At 70.4% G+C, this 20,372-nt stretch carries 19 protein-coding genes; 13 read left to right on the top strand and 6 right to left on the bottom strand.

Annotation, left to right across the window (positions count from 1 at the left end; genetic code table 11):
- Positions 1-79: 79 nt before the first annotated feature.
- The 4 genes from ACXJKQ_RS24510 (at position 80) to ACXJKQ_RS24495 (ending at position 3,483) form a co-directional block, all read left to right on the top strand.
- Positions 80-355 carry a DUF3072 domain-containing protein gene (locus ACXJKQ_RS24510; RefSeq protein ID WP_457108298.1) on the top strand — a complete coding sequence of 92 codons (276 nt, stop codon included), beginning with the start codon at positions 80-82 and terminating at the stop codon, positions 353-355.
- Between the two features lie 243 nt (positions 356-598).
- Complete coding sequence (locus ACXJKQ_RS24505) at positions 599-781, top strand: Flp family type IVb pilin (protein WP_457108297.1); 183 nt, start codon at positions 599-601, stop codon at positions 779-781.
- A gap of 246 nt (positions 782-1,027) precedes the next feature.
- Entirely contained in the window at positions 1,028-2,197 is a 1,170-nt protein-coding gene (locus ACXJKQ_RS24500; RefSeq protein ID WP_457108308.1) for a polysaccharide biosynthesis/export family protein, read from the top strand.
- A 149-nt stretch (positions 2,198-2,346) separates the two neighbouring features.
- Positions 2,347-3,483: a branched-chain amino acid ABC transporter substrate-binding protein gene (locus tag ACXJKQ_RS24495; RefSeq protein ID WP_457108296.1), complete on the top strand. Its 1,137-nt coding sequence runs from the start codon at positions 2,347-2,349 to the stop codon at positions 3,481-3,483.
- Positions 3,484-3,495: 12 nt separating this feature from the next.
- Here ACXJKQ_RS24495 and ACXJKQ_RS24490 read toward each other — a convergent pair whose 3' ends face one another.
- Positions 3,496-4,065 (bottom strand): tyrosine phosphatase family protein, encoded by a 570-nt coding sequence (locus ACXJKQ_RS24490; RefSeq protein WP_457108295.1) that lies wholly within the window; start codon positions 4,063-4,065, stop codon positions 3,496-3,498.
- A gap of 147 nt (positions 4,066-4,212) precedes the next feature.
- Between ACXJKQ_RS24490 and ACXJKQ_RS24485 the strand changes: the two genes are divergently transcribed.
- On the top strand, positions 4,213-5,346 hold the full coding sequence (locus ACXJKQ_RS24485) for a TRAP transporter substrate-binding protein (RefSeq protein ID WP_457108294.1): 1,134 nt from the start codon (positions 4,213-4,215) through the stop codon (positions 5,344-5,346).
- Positions 5,347-5,484: 138 nt separating this feature from the next.
- Positions 5,485-6,897 carry a phosphatase PAP2 family protein gene (locus ACXJKQ_RS24480; RefSeq protein WP_457108293.1) on the top strand — a complete coding sequence of 471 codons (1,413 nt, stop codon included), beginning with the start codon at positions 5,485-5,487 and terminating at the stop codon, positions 6,895-6,897.
- 76 nt (positions 6,898-6,973) lie between these two features.
- Here the strand turns inward: ACXJKQ_RS24480 and ACXJKQ_RS24475 are convergent, their stop codons facing one another.
- Positions 6,974-7,351, bottom strand: a complete 378-nt coding sequence (locus ACXJKQ_RS24475) for a PH domain-containing protein (RefSeq protein WP_457108307.1) — start codon at positions 7,349-7,351, stop codon at positions 6,974-6,976.
- 858 nt (positions 7,352-8,209) lie between these two features.
- Between ACXJKQ_RS24475 and ACXJKQ_RS24470 the strand changes: the two genes are divergently transcribed.
- The 5 genes from ACXJKQ_RS24470 (at position 8,210) to ACXJKQ_RS24450 (ending at position 12,869) form a co-directional block, all read left to right on the top strand.
- Positions 8,210-9,598 carry a deoxyribodipyrimidine photo-lyase gene (locus ACXJKQ_RS24470; protein ID WP_457108306.1) on the top strand — a complete coding sequence of 463 codons (1,389 nt, stop codon included), beginning with the start codon at positions 8,210-8,212 and terminating at the stop codon, positions 9,596-9,598.
- Positions 9,599-9,877: 279 nt separating this feature from the next.
- Positions 9,878-10,165: a GCG_CRPN prefix-to-repeats domain-containing protein gene (locus ACXJKQ_RS24465; protein WP_457108292.1), complete on the top strand. Its 288-nt coding sequence runs from the start codon at positions 9,878-9,880 to the stop codon at positions 10,163-10,165.
- A 165-nt stretch (positions 10,166-10,330) separates the two neighbouring features.
- Complete coding sequence (locus ACXJKQ_RS24460; protein ID WP_457108291.1) at positions 10,331-11,710, top strand: chloride channel protein; 1,380 nt, start codon at positions 10,331-10,333, stop codon at positions 11,708-11,710.
- A 114-nt stretch (positions 11,711-11,824) separates the two neighbouring features.
- Entirely contained in the window at positions 11,825-12,004 is a 180-nt protein-coding gene (locus ACXJKQ_RS24455) for a DUF1328 domain-containing protein (RefSeq protein WP_043351142.1), read from the top strand.
- A gap of 10 nt (positions 12,005-12,014) precedes the next feature.
- Entirely contained in the window at positions 12,015-12,869 is an 855-nt protein-coding gene (locus ACXJKQ_RS24450; protein WP_457108290.1) for an SDR family oxidoreductase, read from the top strand.
- A 304-nt stretch (positions 12,870-13,173) separates the two neighbouring features.
- Here the strand turns inward: ACXJKQ_RS24450 and ACXJKQ_RS24445 are convergent, their stop codons facing one another.
- Positions 13,174-14,133: a cation diffusion facilitator family transporter gene (locus tag ACXJKQ_RS24445; protein ID WP_457108289.1), complete on the bottom strand. Its 960-nt coding sequence runs from the start codon at positions 14,131-14,133 to the stop codon at positions 13,174-13,176.
- Positions 14,134-14,313: 180 nt separating this feature from the next.
- Between ACXJKQ_RS24445 and ACXJKQ_RS24440 the strand changes: the two genes are divergently transcribed.
- Positions 14,314-14,751, top strand: coding sequence for an HIT family protein (locus tag ACXJKQ_RS24440; RefSeq protein WP_457108288.1), 438 nt, complete (start codon positions 14,314-14,316; stop codon positions 14,749-14,751).
- Positions 14,752-14,766: 15 nt separating this feature from the next.
- Here the strand turns inward: ACXJKQ_RS24440 and ACXJKQ_RS24435 are convergent, their stop codons facing one another.
- The 3 genes from ACXJKQ_RS24435 to ACXJKQ_RS24425 form a co-directional block, all read right to left on the bottom strand.
- Positions 14,767-15,180, bottom strand: coding sequence for a PilZ domain-containing protein (locus tag ACXJKQ_RS24435; protein ID WP_457108287.1), 414 nt, complete (start codon positions 15,178-15,180; stop codon positions 14,767-14,769).
- Between the two features lie 228 nt (positions 15,181-15,408).
- Positions 15,409-15,639 carry a hypothetical protein gene (locus tag ACXJKQ_RS24430; protein ID WP_457108286.1) on the bottom strand — a complete coding sequence of 77 codons (231 nt, stop codon included), beginning with the start codon at positions 15,637-15,639 and terminating at the stop codon, positions 15,409-15,411.
- 115 nt (positions 15,640-15,754) lie between these two features.
- Positions 15,755-17,854: an NAD(+) synthase gene (locus tag ACXJKQ_RS24425; protein ID WP_457108285.1), complete on the bottom strand. Its 2,100-nt coding sequence runs from the start codon at positions 17,852-17,854 to the stop codon at positions 15,755-15,757.
- A gap of 181 nt (positions 17,855-18,035) precedes the next feature.
- Between ACXJKQ_RS24425 and ACXJKQ_RS24420 the strand changes: the two genes are divergently transcribed.
- On the top strand, positions 18,036-20,372 hold a 2,337-nt coding region (locus ACXJKQ_RS24420; protein WP_457108284.1), incomplete at its 3' end, for a DNA translocase FtsK.

The raw sequence follows: 20,372 nt of genomic DNA, 5'->3' as shown, positions 1-20,372 counted from the left end.
GCCTCCAGCCGCGGAGGAACCGCACCGTCGACCGCGCGTTCCCCGAAGCGAATTGGAACATTTCAGGAACAGAATGGCCATGGCACAGACGACCGCGAAGGCGCCCTCGAAGTCCGACCCGAAGGCCGCGGCCTCTCGGGACAATCCCAAGACCGATCCGAAGGACGTGTCGAATCAGATCAAGGATCCGGACCAGTGGACCACCGGCGGAGAGCCGATGACCGGGGCGCAGGCGTCCTATCTCAAGACTCTGTCCGAGGAAGCCAAGGAGCCGGCGGCGTTCGATCCGGATCTCGACAAGGCCGAGGCCTCGAAGCGAATCGACGATCTCCGCCACAAGGCCGGCCACGCGTGAGCCGCGCCCGGTCGCGTGCCCACGGGCCGCGACCTTCCCGGTGCATATCCCAGCTGGAACCGCCGCAACCGCCCTGTTTCGAGCACTTCATTAAGCCGGCGGCAATCGCCGGGGGGCTACCGTGACTGGCGGTGCGTGAGGCCACGCAGGCGACTGGAAGTGAAGGCGCGTTCGACCATGCACGAGCCGGGGCGCGGCAGTATCGGAAGGCGCGCGGTCCGAACGCGGTCGATGTCCGGTCCGATGGATCGACTGGGGGCCGCGGCGGTGCGCTTTTCCCGGGACGGGCGCGGAACCACGGCCATTGAATATGCCCTGATCGCCGGCCTGATCTTCCTGGCCGTCGTCGGAAGCCTTCGGTTCTACACGTCGCGGGTCAGTGTCGTTTACGATACGATCAGCGCCGCCGTGACCCAGTCGAACTGAACGCCCGTCCCCACCCGGATCGTGGCGCGCGAGAACACCCCGCTCCAGTTCGCTTTTGTATCCCGATATTGCCGACGTCTGGCGTGTGCCCGGCCTTTTTTCCCCGAGCGCCCCGAAAAAGCTGTGCTTAACGAGGATGACTCGGCGCTCTCGGCCGTGGCGGGCGAGGTGTGGCTCACCCGCTACGGACACCCGGGCGGCTATGGGCTAGGCACAGGCTCGGCAATACCGATGGGCAACATCTGGATGCGCAAACTTCCCTACGTCCTGCTCGCCGTCACGGCGATGTCGGGCTGCACGTACCTGCCCGCGGCGGGTCCGACGGCGAGCGCGATCCAGGCCGGTGCGGAGGTGGCCACCGCCGATGGCGGCATGCTCGCCCGCTACGAGATCATCGACGTCACCCCCTCGGTGGTCGAGGCCCTGCGCGGCCGGCCCCTGGACAGCCTGCTCGCCTCCTTCGGCGACCACCGCCCCTCCTCCGAGCCGGTCATCGGCATCGGCGACATGGTCTCGGTCTCCGTCTGGGAAGCCGGCTCCGGCGGCCTGTTCTCCGGRCCGCTGGTGGCCGACCGCTTCTCCGCCGGCTCCAAATCCGCCCTCATCCCCGAGCAGCCCGTCGGGCGCGACGGCGCCATCTCGGTACCCTATGCCGGCCGCATCAAGGTCGCCGGCCGCCGCACCCAGGACGTCCAGACGCTCATCGAGAACGAACTCGCCGGCAAGGCCATCCAGCCGCAGGTGCTGGTCTCGGTCACCCGGCCGATCAGCCAGGCGGTGACCGTCACCGGCGAGGGCGCCGCCGGCGCCCGCCTGCCGCTCTCGGGCCACGGCGACCGCATCCTCGACGTCATCGCCGCCGCCGGCGGCAACCGCGCCCCGGTCAACGAGACCTTCGTGCGGCTCTCGCGCGGGCCGCTCACCGCCACRGTGCCGCTGACCACGGTGGTGTCCAACCCCAAGGAGAACATCTACCTGCGGCCCAACGACGTGCTCACCCTGGTGCGCGATCCGCAGACCTTCATCGCGGTGGGCGCGCTGGGCAACAGCACCGAGTTGCCGTTCCAGGCCGACGGCATCACCCTGGCGCAGGCGCTGGCCAAGGCGCGCGGCCTGTCGGACTTCGCCGCCGATCCGGCGGGCACGTTCATCTTCCGGTTCGAGCCGGCCAGCGTGGTCCGCCGCCTCAGCCCAGGCTCGCGGCTGCTCGGCACGCCGCTGGTGCCGGTGGTCTACCGGATCGACATGCGCGACCCCAACAGCCTGTTCGTGTCCCAGGCGTTCCGCATGCGCAACCGCGACCTGATCTACGTGTCGAACGCGCCGTTCACCGAGGTCCAGAAGGTGCTCACCGCGTTCAACGGCGTCACCGGGCCGCTCGCCTCCGCGGCGACCGCCTACGCCTACGCCAAGTAGCCCCGGGTCGGACTCGGGCGGCGACGGAAAAAAATCGCGTTTCTCCGCGTCCTCGCGTATGGGCACTGGGTGCTGGACGGGATCGGGGCTACAGAGCCGCATCCCGCCCTTCCTTCTGACTGCCGCGCAAGGATGCCCAGAAAAGCCCGATGAAGATCGGACCTGTCGTCCCCGCCCGCGGGCCGCTTCGGCCCGCGCTGATCTCCCTGAGCCTGTGTCTCGCCCTCGTCTCAGCCGCCCCGGCGGCGGCCGACGTGGTGATCGGCGTGGCGGTCCCGCGGTCGGGTCCCTATGTGGCGGTCGGCGAGCAGGTGCTGCGCGGGGTCGAGGCCGCGGCCCGGGATGCCAACGCCATGGGCGGCCTCGATGGCCAGCCCGTCACCCTCGACGTTCAGGACGATGCCTGCGACTCGAACACCGCGGTGGCGGTGGCCAACCACTTCGTGCGCGCCAATGTCCGGCTCGTCGTCGGCCATGTCTGTTCGAACGCCTCGATCACCGCCTCCGACATCTACGCCCAGAACGGCGTCGTGATGATCACTGCGGCCTCGGTGGCGGCGCGGCTGACAGACCGGGGACTGCCGACCATCTTCCGCGTCTGCGGGCGCGACGACGATCAGGCGCGCCTGTCCGCCGCCGTGCTGGCCGAGCGGTTCCGGGACCGGAAGATCGCGCTGATCCAGGATCAAACCCCGGCCGCCCGCAGCCTCGCCGCCGCCACCAAGGACAACCTCAACCGCATCGGCGTCAACGAGGCGCTGTCGCTGTCGTTCTCGCCGAGCGATGCCGACGACGCCGCCCTCGCCGACCGCCTGAAGGGCGCGGGGATCGAGGTCGCCTATTACGGCGGGGATGCCACCGAGATGGGCCGCCTGGTGAAGATCGCGGCCGAACGCGGCTACCGCCCGCAATGGTTCGGCACGTCGGCCATCGCCACGGCGGACTTCGCCAAGATCGCCGGGGCAGCGAGCAACGGCGTGCTGATGACCTTCTACCTCGACCCGAGCCGGCAGCCCGCCGCCGCGGCCGTGGTGAAGGCGTTCAAGGCCGAGGGCGTCGATCCCACCGGTTCGACGATCTACGGGTACGCGGCCATGCAGGCCCTGGTCGCGGCCGGAAACTTCGCCCATTCCATCGAGCCGAGACCCATCGCCCAGGCACTGCACACGGAGCGGTTCGACCTCGTGCTCGGGACGGTCGGATTCGACGCCAAGGGCGACGTCACGGCCCAGGGCTACGTGCTCTACGTGTGGAAGGATGGGAGCTTCACGCCGGCCGGGAAGTGAGGGCGACGGCGCTCACAGCGCCTGCGCGGCCTCGACCTCGGCGCCGCGGCCCAGCCCGCGCAGCAGCTCGGCGAGATGGGGGCGGACCCGCAACTGGAGGGCATGCAGCCGCCGGACCGCGGCGCCGAGCTGCCCCTCCCGGTCGAGCATCGTATCGGCGAAGCCGATCATCCGGGCATTCGGCCAAGCCGGCTCGCGCAGGGCGTGGAGGCGCTCGACCAGCGCGGTGGCGGACGTGTCCGGCTCGGCCCGCGCGAGCAGGATCAGGAGCGCCGCGGTGGAGCGCGACAGCCCGTAATGGCAATGGACCAGAAGATGGCCGGCGCCGTCGAGCCCACGCCCGAAGTCGAGGATCGCCGCCACGTGTTCGGGCTCGGGCGGGACGAGGCCCTCTCCGGGTGCCAGGCAATCGTGGAAGTGGAGGGTCGTGCGGGCGTGGGCGCCGTAGGCCGAGAACGCCTCCGGCTCCGGCGTCCCGGGATCGAGCAGCGACAGGACATGGCTGATCCCGCGGTCCCCGTGGCCGGCAAGCTCCTCCAGGCCGCAGACGGTGTGCAGGGTGACGGCGGGCTCGGTTCGCATCCGCGGCGCCTAGCACGGGCGTGCGCCCGTTTCGAGGCGCGACGGAACTGCGCCGGCGCCCGCGGCTTTCGAGAAGCGGCACGGACGTGCTACCTGCGACCCCCGATCCCGCGCCGGCCGGATCGGACCTGCTCGGACGAGATGCCGTTGGACGAACCTCACCTCGCGCGATCCCCCTCGGTCGGAACGCGGCGCCGGAACCTGCTGACCGCGGGGCTCGGCGCGGCCGCGGCGCTCGCCGGGCCGCTCGCCGCCCCGGCCCGGGCCGAGGGCACCCCGGAGCTGCGCTGGCGCCTGTCCTCCGCCTACCCCAAGACCCTCGACATCCTGTACGGCGCCCCCGAGGCGCTCAGCCGGATCGTCGCCGAGGCCACCGACGGGCGCTTCCAGATCCAGGTCCAGGGTCCCGGCGAGCCGGTGCCGGCGGAGGGGCTCCTCGACGCGGTGGCCGCAGGCACCGTCGAGATGGGCCACGGGCCTGCGACCCTGGGCATGGCCAAGGATCCGACCTTCGCGCTGGCGACCGCGGTGCCGTTCGGCCTCAACGCCCGGGGTGCGTCCGCGTGGTGGCAGGCCGGGGGCGCGGCGGAGCTGTTCGCCGAGGTCTTCGTCAAGGCTGGCTTGGTCTGCCTCCCCGGTGGGAATACCGGCGCCCAGATGGGCGGCTGGTTCCGGCGCGAGATCAAGAGCCTCGCCGATCTCCAGGGTCTCAAGTTCCGGATCGGCGGCATGGGCGGCCAGGTGCTCGCCAAGTTTGGCGTCCAGCCGCAGGCGGTGGCCGGACCCGAGATCTACGCGGCCCTGGAGAGCAAGAAGCTCGACGCCGCCGAGTGGATCGGTCCCTACGACGACGAGCGGCTCGGCCTGCAGAAGGTCGCGCCCGTCTACCATTATCCCGGCTTCTGGGAGGGCGGCGCCATGCTGCACTTCTGGTTCAACGCCGAGAAGTGGAAGGCGCTGCCGAAATCCTACCAGGCGATCCTGCGGGCCGCTGCCGCCGAGGTCGGCACCGAGGTCCAGGCCAAGTACGACGCACGCAACCCGCAGGCCCTGCGCCGGCTGGTGGCCGGCGGCGCCCAGTTGCGGCCGTTCCCACAGGACGTCATGGAGGCCGCCCTCAAGAACGCCAATGACGTCTACGCCGAGATCGCCGCCAAGAACGCCGATTTCCGCCGCATCTACGAGGCGATGCGCAGCTTCCGCAACGAGGAATACCTCTGGTTCCAGGTGGCGGAATACACCTACGACAACTTCATGATCCGGGCGCGGGCTCGGGGCTAGTGCTCAGACGCCGTCACTGCGTCCACGCGCAAGAGCCCTAGATCTTTGTTGGCGCATTGATTTTTCCAGACTTCGCTGACGCGTTCGTTGGGATCGATGCCCTGGCGTCCGGCGCGGCAGCGGTAAGGGGAAGCCTGCATGTTCGGCACGTTGCGGATCGGGTTGGCTCTGCTCGGGGCGGCGCTCCCCCTCCAGGCCCGGGCACAGTCGGCCGCCAACCTGACGGCCCTGCGCGGTCTGATGCCGGTTGCACGGCTGCAGACCTCGCCGGAGGGGCGGGCGGCGCTCGACGCGAACCTGCGGGTCACCGGCAACATCCAGACCGGCGACCTCAAGCAGCCGACGCTCCTGCCGTTCCCCGAGCAGCAGCAGCTCGCCCTGCGGGATTGCTTCATCACCGACGGAAACGCGGCCGGCCTCGCCGACGGGCTCGGCACGACGCTCGCCCAGGCCTTTCACGCCAAGGCAGTCTATAAAGACTACAAGACCTTCACGAGCATCGCCCCGGCCGTGGCCAACCTGATCGGCTACACCAACAACGTGACCAAGTCGGATTCGAATTCCGGCAAGTACTTCTTCGCCAACGCCACCACGAACGGCAAGCATCCGGTCTCGACCGAGGCCGACGCGATCCTGGGCGACGGCGCCGTGACCGACGTGTTCGGCAAGGCCTACGACCGGCCGGCCGGCAGCCCCGGGGCCGACCGTTATGGCAATTCGCGCCCGTTCCAGACCCTGCCGCGCCTCCGGGCCTATCGCGGCACGGACTATTTCGGCGATCCGTCCCACAGCCTCGACTGGCTGCGCGGCCCGTCGCAGGATCTCGTCGACAGCCCGTCCTATCCGAGTGGCCACACCACCTACGGTTACACCGAGTCGATGGTGCTCGCGCTCCTGGTCCCCGAGCGCTACCAGCAGATGGTCGCCCGTGCGGCCGAGTACGGGAACGACCGGATCATCGTCGGGGCGCATTACGCCATGGATGTGCTCGGCGGCCGCGCGACCTCGCTGCACGCCCTGGCCCACCTGCTCGCCAACGATCCGGCCTATGTCGGCCAGATCCGGAAGAACCCGGCCGTGCTCGATAAGGCCAGCGCCGAGGCCGACAGGGCGGTGGGCGTGACGGACTATCGGGCGCTCCTGACGGACGCCCGCGCGGCGATGACCGAGGCGCTCAAGGCCGGCTGCGGCGACGCGGTCGCGGCCTGCGCCGCCCGGGATACGGGCCGGTTCAAGGATCCGGCCGCCAATGCGGCCTTCTACGCGGCGACCCAGACCTACGACCTGCCCGTGGTGCATCCGGAGGCGGCCGGCCGGCTGGAGGATGTTGCCAAGGTCGCCCCGGAGGCCGGCCACCTTCTCACCGCGGCCTTCCCGACGGTGTCGCTGGACGAGGCCAACGCCATCCTCACTGAGACGCAGGGACCGGGCGGCGGCTTCCTCGACGACGGCTCGGAATTCGGCGTCTATTCCCGCCTCGACCTCTACACCGCGGCCGGCAAGGCCGCGGCGCTGGCGGCGAGCCGGGCCGGGGCCAGCGCGACGCGCTGAGACGGGATCGACCCTACGTGGATCCGGCCAGGTTCCCCGGGTCTGCCGCCGCGCGGGATCGACTTGGGACGGCCCTTCAGCGCAACACCCCCTCGGCCAGGGCGCGCTGGATGCCGCGCACGTCGCTGCCCTTCTTGAGGGTGCGCTCGATCGGCTGCGGTGTACCCGACACCCAGATCTTGAGCTCGGCGTCGAGATCGAACGTCCCGGCGGTCTCGACCGAGAAGCGCACGATCGACCGATAGGGGACCGACAAGAATTCGACCTTGCTACCTGTGACACCCTGAACGTTGATCAGGATGACGCGGTGTTCGGTGAAGACGAAGACGTCCCGGATGATCTTGAATGCGAGGCGGGCCGTTTCACCCGCGATCAGAATCCCCTCGAGCCTGCGCTCCAGGGATGCAACATCGACCGCAGTGCCGTGGCCGAGCAATCCGTCCAAGAGACCCATGATCCGACCCGGTTCGCCTCGTCCCTCGCCGGGTGGGAGCTTGCCGCCGGGGACTGCCGCCGGCAACCGGACCCGGCTGGCGGCGTGACACGTCGCGGCAGCGGCGCCGTACGCCCGCAGGGTGCGTGTGCGCCGGGCGACATTCTCGAGGGCCAGCACCGTCCGTGCTGGCTTGCCGGTTTCGACCGCGGTGGTGCGCCTCGAAATAACGGCAACGCTATGAATTCGTCGGAACCGGGCCGCCCAGCGGCCGCCCCCTCGCTGGCGGCCCGGGCGATCGGGTGCGAACGCCGTCGGCGGCACCGTCGGCGTGAGGCCAGAAAATCGGCTCCGAGACCGAGCCGGGCCTCCCAACAGTCCCGACTGCCTCGTGAAGCTCTGTCTAGCCGCGGATATGCGCTCCGGTGACAGAGTTCGCCCAGCGCCCCTCCGGACAGAAAAAAGGCCACTCCCGAAGGAGCGGCCCGAAGTCTAGGGAGGAAACGCCCAAGAAGGGCTGCGGGAGGACGACGCCATCGCCATCCCGCGTTGCACAATCTGCGCCCTTGGCTGGAAAATTCAAGGGTATCAGGACAGCAGGGCTGTCCTTTTGTGCGCCCGCGCACGGATCGCCCGGCGGTTGTGTTGAAAATGTCGCAGATCCATGGACGCGGGCGAAACCTGCATTTCTCCGGCGCAGAGCCGTCGTTCGTCGGGCAAGTCCCTGATGTATCGCGATTTTGCCGGATGGAACCGTGATCCGATCGTGGGATTCGACTGCGGCTTCTCATCTGCATCGGCCGACGGGACGAATTTCCCGCCCGCGCTAACTCTCCGGCCAAGGTTTTGGCGCGACGCGTGAAGCAAGGGTCAGTGAGCATGGCGATCCAGGGCGAGCGGATCCGGGTCCTCAACGATGTGGAAGCGTGCGGAGACGGCGACTACGTCCTGTACCTCCTGCAGCAGGCCAACCGGGCCACATTCAACCCGGCCCTTGAATTCGCCATCGAGGAAGCGAACCGCCTCGATCTGCCGGTCGTCGCCTGCTTCGGCCTGCTCGACGGCGCCAGCGGCTTTCCCGAGGCCAATGCGCGGCACTACGCCTTCCTGCTCCAGGGGCTCGCGGACGCGAAAGTGGGCCTGGAGAAGCGCGGGATCGCGTTCGTGATGCGCAAGTGTTCCCCGGCGCGGATCGCCATCGACCTTGCCGAGGACGCCGCGCTCCTCGTGCTCGACCGCGGCTACCTCGCCATCCAGCAGGGCTGGTACCGGGAGATCACCGAGGCGGTGACGGCGCGGATCGTCCAGGTCGAGGGCGACGTCGTCGTGCCGGTGGAGACCGCATCGCCAAAGCACGAATACGCGGCCCGGACCCTGCGCCCGAAGCTGAACCGACTGTGGGATCCGTTCATCGCCGCGTTGACGCCGCGCAAGGTCAAGCGCACGGCCGATGCCCTCCGGCTCAAGAGTGCGATCGACGTCTCCGATCCGGAGGCGGTGCTCGTCGGGATAACGCTGGACCGGACGGTCGGGCCGGTGAAGCGGTTCGTCGGCGGCGAGACGCAGGCGCGCAGGCGCCTCAAGGCGTTCCTGAAGGACGGGCTCTCGGGCTACGGCGCCGGGCGCAACAAGCCGGAGGCCGCCGCCGCCTCGCACATGAGCCCCTACCTGCACTTCGGCCAGATCTCGCCGGTGGAGATCGCCCTGGCGGTGCGGGAGGCCAAGGCCGGCGACGACGACGACCGCGGCGCCTACCTGGAGGAACTGATCGTCCGGCGCGAACTCGCCATGAACCATGTGTTCTACACGGCGGGCTATGACGCCTACGACAAGGCCATCCCCGACTGGGCGCGCAAGACCCTGGCCGAGCACGCGCAGGACAAGCGTCCGTACGCCTACTCGGAAGACCAGCTCGCGGCCGGCGAGACCCACGACCGCTACTGGAACGCCGCGATGCGCGAGATGCGCGAGACCGGCTACATGCACAATCAACTGCGGATGTATTGGGGCAAGAAGATCCTCGAATGGTCGCCCTCGCCCGAGGAGGGCTTCGCCCGGACGCTCCGGCTGAACAACCGCTACTTCCTGGACGGGCGCGATCCGAACTCCTTCACCAACGTCGCCTGGGTGTACGGCCTCCACGACCGTCCCTGGCAGAAGCGCAAGATCTTCGGCACCGTTCGCTACCAGAGCGAGAACTCGCTCAAGAAGTTCGACGCCAAATCCTATGTGCGCGCGGTGGAGGATCTCTGCGCGGCGGAGGGATGAGGGCCGGTCGCCGCCATCGGGGGCTCGCTTCTCCGCACGCGGTCGCAGGGGCGACGCGCTGGTCTCACGCTGGCCGTGGCCATTTGTCCGACTCCGCCGCGGCATTCTTCCCCGGTCGACAGACATTCCGACGCACAGTTTTGTGAAGAAACGCTTTTCCGCCCGCGCTGTTTCGAGCTTACTTCCGGCTCTTCGCAAACGGCCGGACATCATCCGGTGACATCTCGCTCGCCGAGAGGCCGGATTGTGGATTTGCTTGCGACCGAAAGGAGGACGACGATGCGAATGAAGCTTGCAGGCGCAGCACTCCTCGCGCTCGGCACCCTGACGGCCACGGTCGGCACGGCGGAGGCCGCACAGGGCTGCGGTCCCGGTTTCCACCGGGGCTGGTCCGGTTGGTGCAAGCCGAACTGGCGCCCCTATGCTTACCGCCCGGTCTACTATGCGCGGCCGGTGGTCTACGGATGGCATCGTCCTTGGGCCTGGCGCCACGTCGGTTGGCACCGCCCCTGGGGCTGGCACCATCATGGCGGTTGGCGCCGGGCCGCTTGGCACTACGGCTGGTGATTGACTGAGCGACGGGGCCGGCCCGCGCGTGCCGGCCCCGTTCGACGCGAAGCGGCGCACCCGGCAGCCGGATCCGGCCGCGCGCAGGACGGGCCGTGACCTGGGCCTTTCCCGGACGGTTGCGCTATAGCGTCCGCAGTGACGGCGCGGACGAGTTGCTCTTTCATGGCCGAGATGCGGGACGACGTGCGGGAAACGAGGGATGCCCCGCCCCCGCAGCGCTCGCGCTATCACCGCTCGATCATGCGCCTGCGCTCGGCCTYGATGGAGGCCTACCCGCTCTGGCGGGGCCGGCTGCTGTTCCTGGCGGGCGGCATCGGCGTCGGCCTCGCCGCGGTGCTGATGGCGAAGGGAGCCGACCTCGCGCAAGACGGCTTCCGGCGCCTCATCGCCCCCTCGCCGCTGATCGCCCTGCTGCTCACCCCGGCGGGGTTCGCCCTCGCGGCGCTGCTCGCCCGCACGGTCTTCCCGAATTCGCAAGGGTCTGGCATCCCGCAGGTGATCGCCGCCCGGCACGCCCGGGACGCCCGGTTCCGCTACTCCCTGATCTCGCCGCGGGTAGCATTCGGCAAGGTGATGGTGCTGTTCCTGGGGCTGCTGTGCGGTGCCTCGGCGGGCCGCGAGGGGCCGACCGTGCAGGTCGGCGCGGCGATCATGGCGGCCTTCGGGCGTCTGACCCCCGAGCGCCTGCCCGGGCTGCTGCTCGCGGGCGGTGCCGCGGGGGTCGCGGCGGCCTTCAACACGCCGCTCGCCGGAATCGTGTTCGGCATCGAGGAACTGGGCCGCGCCTACGAGGCGCGCTCCTCCGGCCTGATCGTGGCCGGGATCGTGGCCGCGGGCCTCACGTCCCTCGGGCTTCTGGGCAACTACACCTATTTCGGCACGACCGATGCCGGCCTGCCCTTGGCGTCGGGCTGGATCGTGCCGCTGGTCGCCCTGGTCGGCGGTCTCGCGGGGGGCCTGTTCAGCCGCCTCGTGATCCTGTTCGCCCGCGGCCTGCCCGGAGGCGTCGGGCGGCTGATCCGGGGGCGGCCGGTGATCTTCGCGGCGGCCTGCGGCCTGTGCGTCGCCCTGTGCGGCCTCGCCTCCGGGGGAACCGCCTACGGGACCGGCTACGAGGAAGCCCGGGCGATCCTCCACGGCGATGCGGCGGCCGGCTGGAGCTACGCGCCGCTGAAATTCGCCGCGACCGTCCTGAGTTCGATCAGCGGCATCCCGGGCGGCCTGTTCGCGCCGTCCCTGGCGGTGGGAGCCGGCCTCGGCGGCACGGTCCACGGCCTTTTGCCGGGCATGCCGGTGGGCGCCCTCGTGCTGATCGGGATGGTGGCCTATCTCACGGGCGTTCTGCAGGCGCCGATCACCAGCTTCGTCATCGTCACCGAGATGACCCAGAACCACGCGATGGTGATTCCCCTGATGGTGGCCGCCCTCCTGGCCGACGCCGCCTCGAAGGCCGTCTGCCGGGGCGGCCTCTACCATACCCTGGCGGAGATCATGCTGGAACGCGCCGACGCGCCGGCGCAGCCGGTCACGAAGACCGCCTGACCGCACGTAAGAATATAAGCGGCCCGGGCGGGACTCTGCGGAACGGTCTCGCTTGGCGCCGGTTGAGCCAGCAGCGACAGGCCCCGCGGCGGGGCACAGCCGGAGTTCGACGCCATGACCCTCCTGAAATGGGCTCTCATCTGCTTCGTGATCTCGCTGATCGCCGGCGGTCTCGGCTTCACCGGAATCGCCTCGGGCGCCGGCTCGCTGGCGCGCATCCTGTTCGGCCTGTTCCTCGTGATCGCCATCGTGATCGTGGTGATCGCCTTCGCGGTCGGACAGGCGGTGTTCTGAGGCCGACCCGGTGCAGGGCACGGTCTGCCTCGTTACCGGGGGGACCGGCGGCATCGGCTACGAGACGGCGCTCGGCCTCGCGCGCCTGGGTGCGCGGGTCGCCGTCATCGGGCGCGACGCCGGAAAGCTGCGGGCCTGCGCCGGGAGGATCCGCGCCGGAGTCCCCGGCGCGGTCGTCGATGTGCATCAAGCGGATCTCTCTGCGCAGGCCGAGATCCGCCGACTCGCCGCGACGCTGCGCGAGACCTATCCGCGCCTCGACGTGCTGGTGAACAATGCCGGTGCGATCTTCGACCGCCGTACGCTCACCGTCGACGGCATCGAGCGCACCTGGGCGCTCGACCACCTGGGCTACGTGCTGCTGACCCTGGAACTCCTCGACACCCTAAAGGCGACCGCGGCGGCCGGGGGCAGACCGCGGATCATCAACGTCGCCTCCGCGGCCCATTACCGGGGCCATATCGACTTCGACGACATCGAGGGCGCCCGGCGCTACCGGGCCATGGCGGCCTACGCGCAGGCCAAGCTCGGCAACGTCCTGTTCACCTACGCCCTGGCCCGGGGCCTGCGCGACAGCGGCATCACGGTGAACGCCGTGCATCCGGGGGTCGTCAACACCGGCTTCGCCAAGAATACCGGCGGCCTGCTCGGGGGCGTCTGGTCGCTGATGCGGCCCTTCCTGATCACGCCCGAGAAGGGGGCTCGGACCTCCCTCCACGTGGCCAGCGCCCGGGACCTCGACGGCGTCACCGGCCTCTACTTCTCGCATTCGAAGCCGAAGGCGTCCTCGGCCGAGAGCCGCGACGAGGCGATCCAAGAGCGGCTCTGGGCGCTGAGCCTCGCGCAGGTGGGGCGGCGCGGCTGAACGGCTCCCACGCCTCGGGTGAGGGTCGACGTGCGGGCCATCCTGGACCCGTCGCACCCGCGTACCGGGATCGGAGCAGGGCTGGCCTACGCCCAGACGGGCGAGCCTGGGATACCGCGTTCGGCGTGCGTGAATTCGTGGGCAGGGCGGCAACTCGACCCAAAACCGGTTGAAAGTCCAGAACGGCGCTGCGACGAAATAATCTGCGGGTCCGCACGCACGATAACGGCCTCCGGCGCGATCTTTCTTCTCCAAACCGCACCCGCGAGCCCTGCGGACGAGCGCAGGTGCGGGATCGTCCCCGTCAGGCCGCCGCCCGTACCCTGTGGTCGCCGTGCTGCTGGATCTCGATGAACACCCGGGTCACGTCGGGGCTGCGCTCCTTCAGCGCCCGGTCGAGGCGGGTGACCAAGTTTTCGACATCCCCGGCGCTGAGGTCGTCGGCCATGTCGATGCTGAGATTGACCAGCACGTCGGACGGGCCGAGGTGCTGGGTCAGCACCTCGTTGATGTGGAGCACGCCCGGCTCCCCGCGGGCGAGTTCCGTGATCGCCGCGACGACCTCGGGATCGGCCGCCTCGCCGATCAGCAGGCCGTGGGTCTCGACCATCAGGAAGGCCGCCATGCCGACCAGCACGAGGCCGATCCCCACGGAGGCCCAGCCGTCGAGGCTCGGCATCTCAAGGATGTGGGACAGGGCGACGCCCGCCAGCGCGATCACCAGGCCGATCAGGGCGGCGGCGTCCTCGGCGAGCACCGTGAACAGGGTCGGATCCTTGCTGCGCCGGATCGCCCGCACGGCCGAGTGCTTGCCCTTCTCGGCCCAGAACTGGCGCATCGCCACGAAGAAGGACGTGCCCTCCGCGACAATGGCGAAGCCGAGGATCGCCACGTTCACCCAGATGCCCGGCAGCCGGTAGCCGAACAGTTCGGCATCTACGTCCGGCTCGGGATGGCGGATACGCTCGACACCCTCGTAGATCGCGAAGAGACCGCCGCCGAGGAAGATCATCAGGGCGACGACGAAGGCGTAGAAATAGATCTCGCGACCGTAGCCGAACGGGTGACGGGCATCGGCCGGCCGCTCGGCCCGCTTCATGCCGACGAGCAGCAGCACTTGGTTGGCCGTGTCCACCACCGAGTGCACGCCTTCGGCGATCATCGCGGTCGAGCCGGTCAGCGCGCCGCCCACGAATTTCGCCACCGCGATGGCGAGGTTCGCCCCGGCCGCCGCGTAGATCGCCCCCGTACTCTCGTGCGCCATCCGGTCCTCCACGCGCGCCGCCCCCGGACGGGCGCACCCTGTGACTCGCCGGGATGCCCCGACCCGGCTCGGCTCGACGGCCACCGCGGTGCAAGCGTCGCGGCACGCCCCAGGTTCCCGTGTGGACGTGGGCCGGCGCCCCGTGCAACCTGCCGCCCCTCACGTCTTGCCGGAGGCAGCATGGCCGACGCCCCCTACGACCCCGACAACATCTTCGCCAAGATCCTGCGCGGCGAGATCCCCTGCCACCGTGTCTACGAGGACGACCAGACGCTGGCCTTCATGGACGTGATGCCCCAGGGGGAGGGCCACACCCTGGTGATCCCGAAGGCGCCGGCGCGGGGCCTGCTCGATGCCGATCTGGCCTCGCTCGCGGCCCTGACGGCGAGCGTTCAGAAGGTCGCCCGGGCCGTGAAGGCGGCGTTTCACGCCGACGGCCTGACGGTGTTCCAGTTCAACGAACCGGCCGGCGGCCAGACGGTCTTCCACCTGCACGTGCACGTGGTCCCGCGGCGCGAGGGCGTGCCGCTCAAGCGCCATGAAGGCGGGATGGCCGACAACGCGGTGCTGGCCGCGCATGCCGCGCGCATCCGCGCGTCGCTCGAAGGCCAGAGCTAAAGCAGAGTCGGCCGCTCAGGCCGCACTCGCCGAGTCGCCCGGCTGTGCCATGCTGGCGAGCAGCCGGCGCAGGGCGGCGTTCTCGCCTTCCAATTCGCTGACCCGTCGCAGCAGCATGGCCAGGGACGCCTCGGTCGCGGCCGGATCGGGCGCGGTCGCCGCCGGAGCGGCGGCACGGGACTGCTTCTCGAAGGTGACGCCGATTCCGTCCTCCCGGCGCCAGCGCAGGGTCGCCCGGTAGGTCCGGTCCTTCTGCGGGATGTACAGGTCGAAGGCGTCCGGCAGCGTCGTGGCGTCGCTCATGACGAGACGCGCCCCGGAGGAGGACATGTCGCGCACCAGGCAGTCGAAGCTCGACGACCCGTTGTTGAAGACGATGCGCCCCTTGAGGAAGACCCTCTGGCGCGTCTCTCTGCGATGCTCCGACATGCGCGCGGTTCCGAAACGCCGACGATGCCACCAATCCTGCACGGCAGCCCTTAAGGAATCTTCGTCGCAATAGCGGAATCGAGGTCTATTGCGCGGCCGGATATCGAGAGGTCTGTTTACCGACGGATTCGCCTCCGCACGGGACGCCCATCCGTGTCGCCGAACGCCCGGATGGCGCCGCCGCGCGGTGATCCCGGCCCGGCCGTGTCACGCACCCGGGTATTCCGCCTATGCGATGAACCGCCGGTCTACGGTCTGGAACAGGTAGAAGCCGTTGAAGCGCACGGCCGTGTCGGCGGCGCGGCCGTCGAAGTCCAGGGGCTGCTGGCTGCCGTCGCAGAGCTTGCCGCCAAACGTCCACCGGCCGGCACCGATGAAGGGCGGGACGGTGCTGGCCTCCGGCACAGCACAGCAGAGGCCTTCCTCGCCCTTGAGCTGGAACAGGTTGTAGCTTCGCATCCGAAGTCCTCCGCCTGGCCGCCCTCGAAGCCAATATTCCCAGTACGAGATCCTGTACTGCGATGAATCGGCTTGATCGTGCCCATAATGGCACAATCGGTCGAGTTTGTGTCGGTCAAGTTTCAGGGACGTTTCGGTTCAGCTCCTCGATCCAGATGCGCGCCGAGCCGTCCGAGGGCGCCCGCCAGTCGCCCCTGGGCGAGAGGGAGCCGCCGGCCGAGACCTTCGGCCCGTTCGGCAGCGCCGAACGCTTGAACTGGCTGAAGCCGAAGTAGCGGGTCAGGAACACGCCGAGCCAGTGCCGGATCTCCGGCAGACCGTAGGCGACCCGCTTGGCTGCGGGGAAATCCGGCGGCCAGGAGCCGCGCTCCGTGTCGCCCCAGGCGTGGAGCGCCAGGAAGGCGATCTTCGAGGGCCGGAACCCGTAGCGCAGCGTGTAGAACAGGTTGAAGTCCTGCAGGGCATAGGGGCCGATCGTGGCTTCCGTGCTCTGGGGGCTGTCGTCCTGGTCCACCGGCACCAGCTCGGGGGAGATCTCGGTGTCGAGCACCGCCTGGAGGGTCCGGCTCTCCTCGGGGCCGACCTCGCCGGTGCCGATCACCCAGCGGATCAGGTGCTGGATCAGGGTCTTGGGTACGCCGGCATTGACCGCATAGTGGCTCATCTGGTCGCCGACGCCGTAGGTGCACCAGCCCAGCGCCAGCTCGGAGAGATCGCCGGTGCCGATCACGAGGCCGCCCGCGTGGTTGGCCAGGCGGAACAGGTAATCGGTGCGCAGGCCCGCCTGCACGTTCTCGAAGGTCACGTCGTAGACCGCCTCGCCCCTGGCGAAGGGGTGGTGCATGTCGGCGAGCATCTGCCGGGCGGCCGGGCGGATGTCGATCTCGGCGGCCGTGCAGCCCAGCGCCTTCATGAGGGCGTGGGCGTTGGCCTTGGTGGCATTCGAGGTGGCGAAGCCCGGCAGCGTGTAGGCCAGGATGTCCGACCGCGGATAGCCCAGGCGGTCGAAGGCTTTGGCGATGACGATCAGCGCGTGCGTCGAATCCAGGCCCCCCGAGACGCCGATCACCGCCTTGCGGGTGCCGGTGGCTTCCAGGCGCTGCGCGAGGCCCGCCACCTGGATGTTGTAGGCCTCGTAGCAATCATGCGCGAGGCGCGTCGGGTCGGCCGGCACGAACGGGAAGCGCTCGATCCGCCGGACCAGCCCGAGATCGGCCTCCGGCGGGTCGAGCCGGAACGGGATGCGGCGATAGGCGAGGGCGTGGCGCCGCGCATCGTCGTCGAAGCTCCCAGCCTGGAGACGCTCCTGGGCGATCAGGTCGAGGTCGATGTCGGCCAGCGTTGCCACCGGCCCGTCCGGGAAGCGCTGGCCTTCGGCGAGGCGCACGCCCAGCTCGTCGATGCTAGTCTGGCCGTCCCAGGACAGGTCGGTGGTCGATTCGCCAAGGCCCGCGGCGGCGTAGACATACGCGCAGGCGCCGCGCATCGCGGCGGCCCGCGAGAGGAGCGCCCGCGATTCGGCCCGGCCGACGGTGATCGGGCTGCCCGAGAGGTTCGCCAGAACGGTGGCGCCCGCCAGGGCGGCGCGCATGCCGGGCGGCTCCGGCACCCACAGGTCCTCGCAGATCTCGACGCCGACCACGAGGCCCGGCAGATCCTCCGCCGGGAACAGCAGGTCGGTGCCGAAGGGCGCCTCGTGATCGGCGACCCGGATCGTCTCACCCACGATGCCGGCTCCGGAGGCGAAGTGCCGCTTCTCGTAGAACTCCCGGTAATTCGGCAGGAAGGTCTTCGGCACGACGCCGAGCAGGCGTCCGCCCTGGATGGCGAGGGCGCCATTGTAGACGCGGTGGCGCCAGCGCAGCGGTGCGCCGACAAGCAGCAGCGGCCGAAGATCGGCCGATTCGGCGATCACCCGGGCCGCCGCCGCCTCGACCGCGTCCAGCAGGGTCTGCTGGAGCAGCAGGTCCTCGATCGCGTAGGCCGAGAGCCCGAGTTCGGTGAAGACCGCGAGCGCCGCCCCCGAATCGTGGCAGGTCCGGGCGAGGTCGAGGATCGCGTCGGCGTTTCGCGCGGGTTCGCCCGGATGGCTGCGGCCGGTGCAGGCCGCCACCCGGGCGAAGCCATGGCGATAGAGGGAGCGGAAGCGCGCCGGTCCGGCCGCGCGAGAATCGGCAAGGGAGAGGGCAACGGATAGGGAAGGTGGCTGGGTCACGGGCACCTGTCCGGCGGCGGAGGCTCTCAGCCTAATATGGGCCGCTCCGATGCTCCAGCGATGCGGCCCATGGTTTCCGGCCGATGAGCCCGCGACAAGCCTCCGTTAACGACGAATGGCTAACTCAGGGACAGCCGCCGCGCGTCGGCGGATCCCTGTTTCGAGTATCGTTCGAGAACCCATGCGCGCATCGGGACGGCCTCCGTACTCCCACCGTGATCCCGCCCGCCCGGTCCGCGGCGGCGACCGCTCGGGTCTCTCCCTGGGAGCCCTGGCGCACCGGCTGATGGCGCTCCGTGCGAGCCTCACCCGCCGCCTGTCCGGCTCCCCGGCCGGGCTACCCGCACGTCCGTCCTACGGCGTCCCGGGACGCCGGGCGGAACCGAGCTGGCTCACCGCGCCCGCCGCGATGGTCGGCCGCGAGGCGTCCGAGCGCGCCCCGCGCGCCGCAGCCCCCGAGAATCACTGGCCGGCCCAGGTCTTCGACGACCGGGCGAGCCTCGAGGCGCTCGATTCGCCGGCCTTCGAGAGCCGGATCGACCGCAGCGCCTCCTCACCGGGGGTCTTAGTACGCCAGCCGCGCCGACCCGCCGCCATCGCGCCGGAGGGCGTCCCGGCCGATGGGCCGGTCGCCGCCCCAGTCGTGTCCGCCGCGCCGTCGGCGGTGCGCTGGACCCGGACCCCCGATTCGGTGCTGCAGGAGCGCCGCCAGCGCGCCCTGGAGGCGGAGCGCGTCGCCCTGGAGCGCGCCCGCTCCGAGGCGCAGGCTGCGGCTCTGGCCCTGGAGACCGAGCGGGCCGCACGCGAGCAGATGGAGCGCGTGCATGCGGACCGCGCGCGGCACGCCGAGAGGGACGCCGAGGGGGAGGCCGAGCCAGCCACCGCGGCCGTTCTGCCCGATGCCGGGCCGGACGCCGAGCCCGTGCCGCTGTGGCGTCAGCCCTTCGTCGCCCCGCCGGGCGTGCGCTTCTTCCGGACGCCGGACCGCCGCCCCGTCCGGCCCGCCGTCGAGCTGGCCGCGTCCACGGCGGTGATCGCCCCGGTCCTGGTCGCGGCGGCGGAGTCCGAGATGACCGCCGCCCCCGTCGCGGCCCCGGCCCGCGACTGGTCCGAGCTGCCGGACTGGTCCGAGGTGCAGCCCTGGTTCGACGGTGGCGACTGGTCGTCGGTTGAGGCCTGGGCCGCGCTCGAGCCCCAGCCCGCCGCGGCCGTGCCGGCGACCGAAGGCGTCGCGGCACAGGCCGCCTCCGACGAGCGCTTCGTTTCGATGCCCCTCGACGTCTCGCATGTGCGCTCGCTGCCACCGCGGCCGGTCTATGTCCTCGACCGGCTGGTGCGGTTCGACCAGCCGCCGCGCCCGGCCGACGGGCAGGACAACGGCACCGTGGCCGCAACCGTCCAGCGGTCCGACGAAGCGGCCGCGATCCGGAGCGCCTTCCTGCCGCCCGTCGCGACGCCGACCGTGCCCGCCCTGCCACTGGTCTTCGGCCCCGGCAGCCCCGCGGCCGCGCCTCCGGCCGCCGAGGCGCCGCGTCGCGCGCCGGTCCTCAGCGCCATGGCGGCGCGGGCGGCGATCCGTGCCGGAGGCCAGCCGAGCYCCGTTCCGCCCGCGTCCCTTCCCGTCGCCGCGCCGACTGCGGAACGGGCCGAGGCCGAGCGGGTGGTGATCCCAATGACCCCGCGCCCGGTCCTGCTCCGGGGCAAGCTCGCGCCCCAGCCGGAGCCGGTTCCGGTCGAGGCCGAGCCCGTCGCGGCCGCGGCCGAGCCGGCTGCCGCCCCGCCGGCCCCTGCGCCGGTCGCGCTCCCCATGGTCGCGCCCCGCGCCCACCTGATCCCGGCCGGCCGCCATCTCGAGATCGCGTCGATCGAGAACGCCGATTACGAGCTGCCTTCCCTCGAACTGCTCGCCCTGCCGGCCCCCGGCGGCAGCGAGGAGGTCGATGCCGACGTGCTGGAGCAGAACGCCCTCAACCTGCAGCAGACGGTCCAGGATTTCGGCGTGCGCGGCGACATCCTGGCGGTGCGGCCCGGTCCGGTCGTGACCCTCTACGAGCTGGAGCCGGCACCCGGCACCAAGTCCAGCCGCGTCATCGGCCTGTCGGACGACATCGCCCGGTCGATGTCGGCGGTCTCGGCCCGCGTCGCGGTGGTGCCCGGCCGCAACGTCATCGGCATCGAGCTGCCCAACGACACCCGCGAGACCGTCTACCTGCGGGAGTTGCTCTCGTCGGCCGACTTCGCCGAGAGCAAGCACAAGCTGGCTTTGTGTCTGGGCAAGAACATCGGCGGCGAGCCGATCATCGCCGACCTCGCGCGCATGCCGCACCTGCTGGTCGCCGGCACCACCGGCTCGGGCAAGTCGGTGGCGATCAACACCATGATCCTGTCGCTGCTCTACCGGCTGAAGCCCGAGGAGTGCCGCCTGATCATGGTCGATCCGAAGATGCTGGAGCTGTCGGTCTACGACGGCATCCCGCACCTGCTCTCCCCGGTCGTCATCGACCCCAAGAAGGCGGTC

The organism is Methylobacterium sp. P5_C11, from assembly GCF_054049775.1.
This window is presented reverse-complemented; position numbering and strand designations above follow the sequence as displayed.

Excerpts from the sequence above, each read along its gene's own strand:
- ACXJKQ_RS24475 (WP_457108307.1), bottom strand. The coding sequence starts at position 7,351 with ATGGGTCTCTTGGACGGATTGCTCGGCCACGGCACTGCGGTCGATGTT.
- ACXJKQ_RS24445 (WP_457108289.1), bottom strand. The coding sequence starts at position 14,133 with ATGGCGCACGAGAGTACGGGGGCGATCTACGCGGCGGCCGGGGCGAAC.
- ACXJKQ_RS24430 (WP_457108286.1), bottom strand. The coding sequence starts at position 15,639 with ATGCGAAGCTACAACCTGTTCCAGCTCAAGGGCGAGGAAGGCCTCTGC.
- ACXJKQ_RS24465 (WP_457108292.1), top strand. The coding sequence starts at position 9,878 with ATGCGAATGAAGCTTGCAGGCGCAGCACTCCTCGCGCTCGGCACCCTG.
- ACXJKQ_RS24470 (WP_457108306.1), top strand. The coding sequence starts at position 8,210 with ATGGCGATCCAGGGCGAGCGGATCCGGGTCCTCAACGATGTGGAAGCG.
- ACXJKQ_RS24455 (WP_043351142.1), top strand. The coding sequence starts at position 11,825 with ATGACCCTCCTGAAATGGGCTCTCATCTGCTTCGTGATCTCGCTGATC.
- ACXJKQ_RS24505 (WP_457108297.1), top strand. The coding sequence starts at position 599 with ATGGATCGACTGGGGGCCGCGGCGGTGCGCTTTTCCCGGGACGGGCGC.
- ACXJKQ_RS24480 (WP_457108293.1), top strand. The coding sequence starts at position 5,485 with ATGTTCGGCACGTTGCGGATCGGGTTGGCTCTGCTCGGGGCGGCGCTC.
- ACXJKQ_RS24435 (WP_457108287.1), bottom strand. The coding sequence starts at position 15,180 with ATGTCGGAGCATCGCAGAGAGACGCGCCAGAGGGTCTTCCTCAAGGGG.
- ACXJKQ_RS24495 (WP_457108296.1), top strand. The coding sequence starts at position 2,347 with ATGAAGATCGGACCTGTCGTCCCCGCCCGCGGGCCGCTTCGGCCCGCG.
- ACXJKQ_RS24510 (WP_457108298.1), top strand. The coding sequence starts at position 80 with ATGGCACAGACGACCGCGAAGGCGCCCTCGAAGTCCGACCCGAAGGCC.
- ACXJKQ_RS24490 (WP_457108295.1), bottom strand. The coding sequence starts at position 4,065 with ATGCGAACCGAGCCCGCCGTCACCCTGCACACCGTCTGCGGCCTGGAG.
- ACXJKQ_RS24440 (WP_457108288.1), top strand. The coding sequence starts at position 14,314 with ATGGCCGACGCCCCCTACGACCCCGACAACATCTTCGCCAAGATCCTG.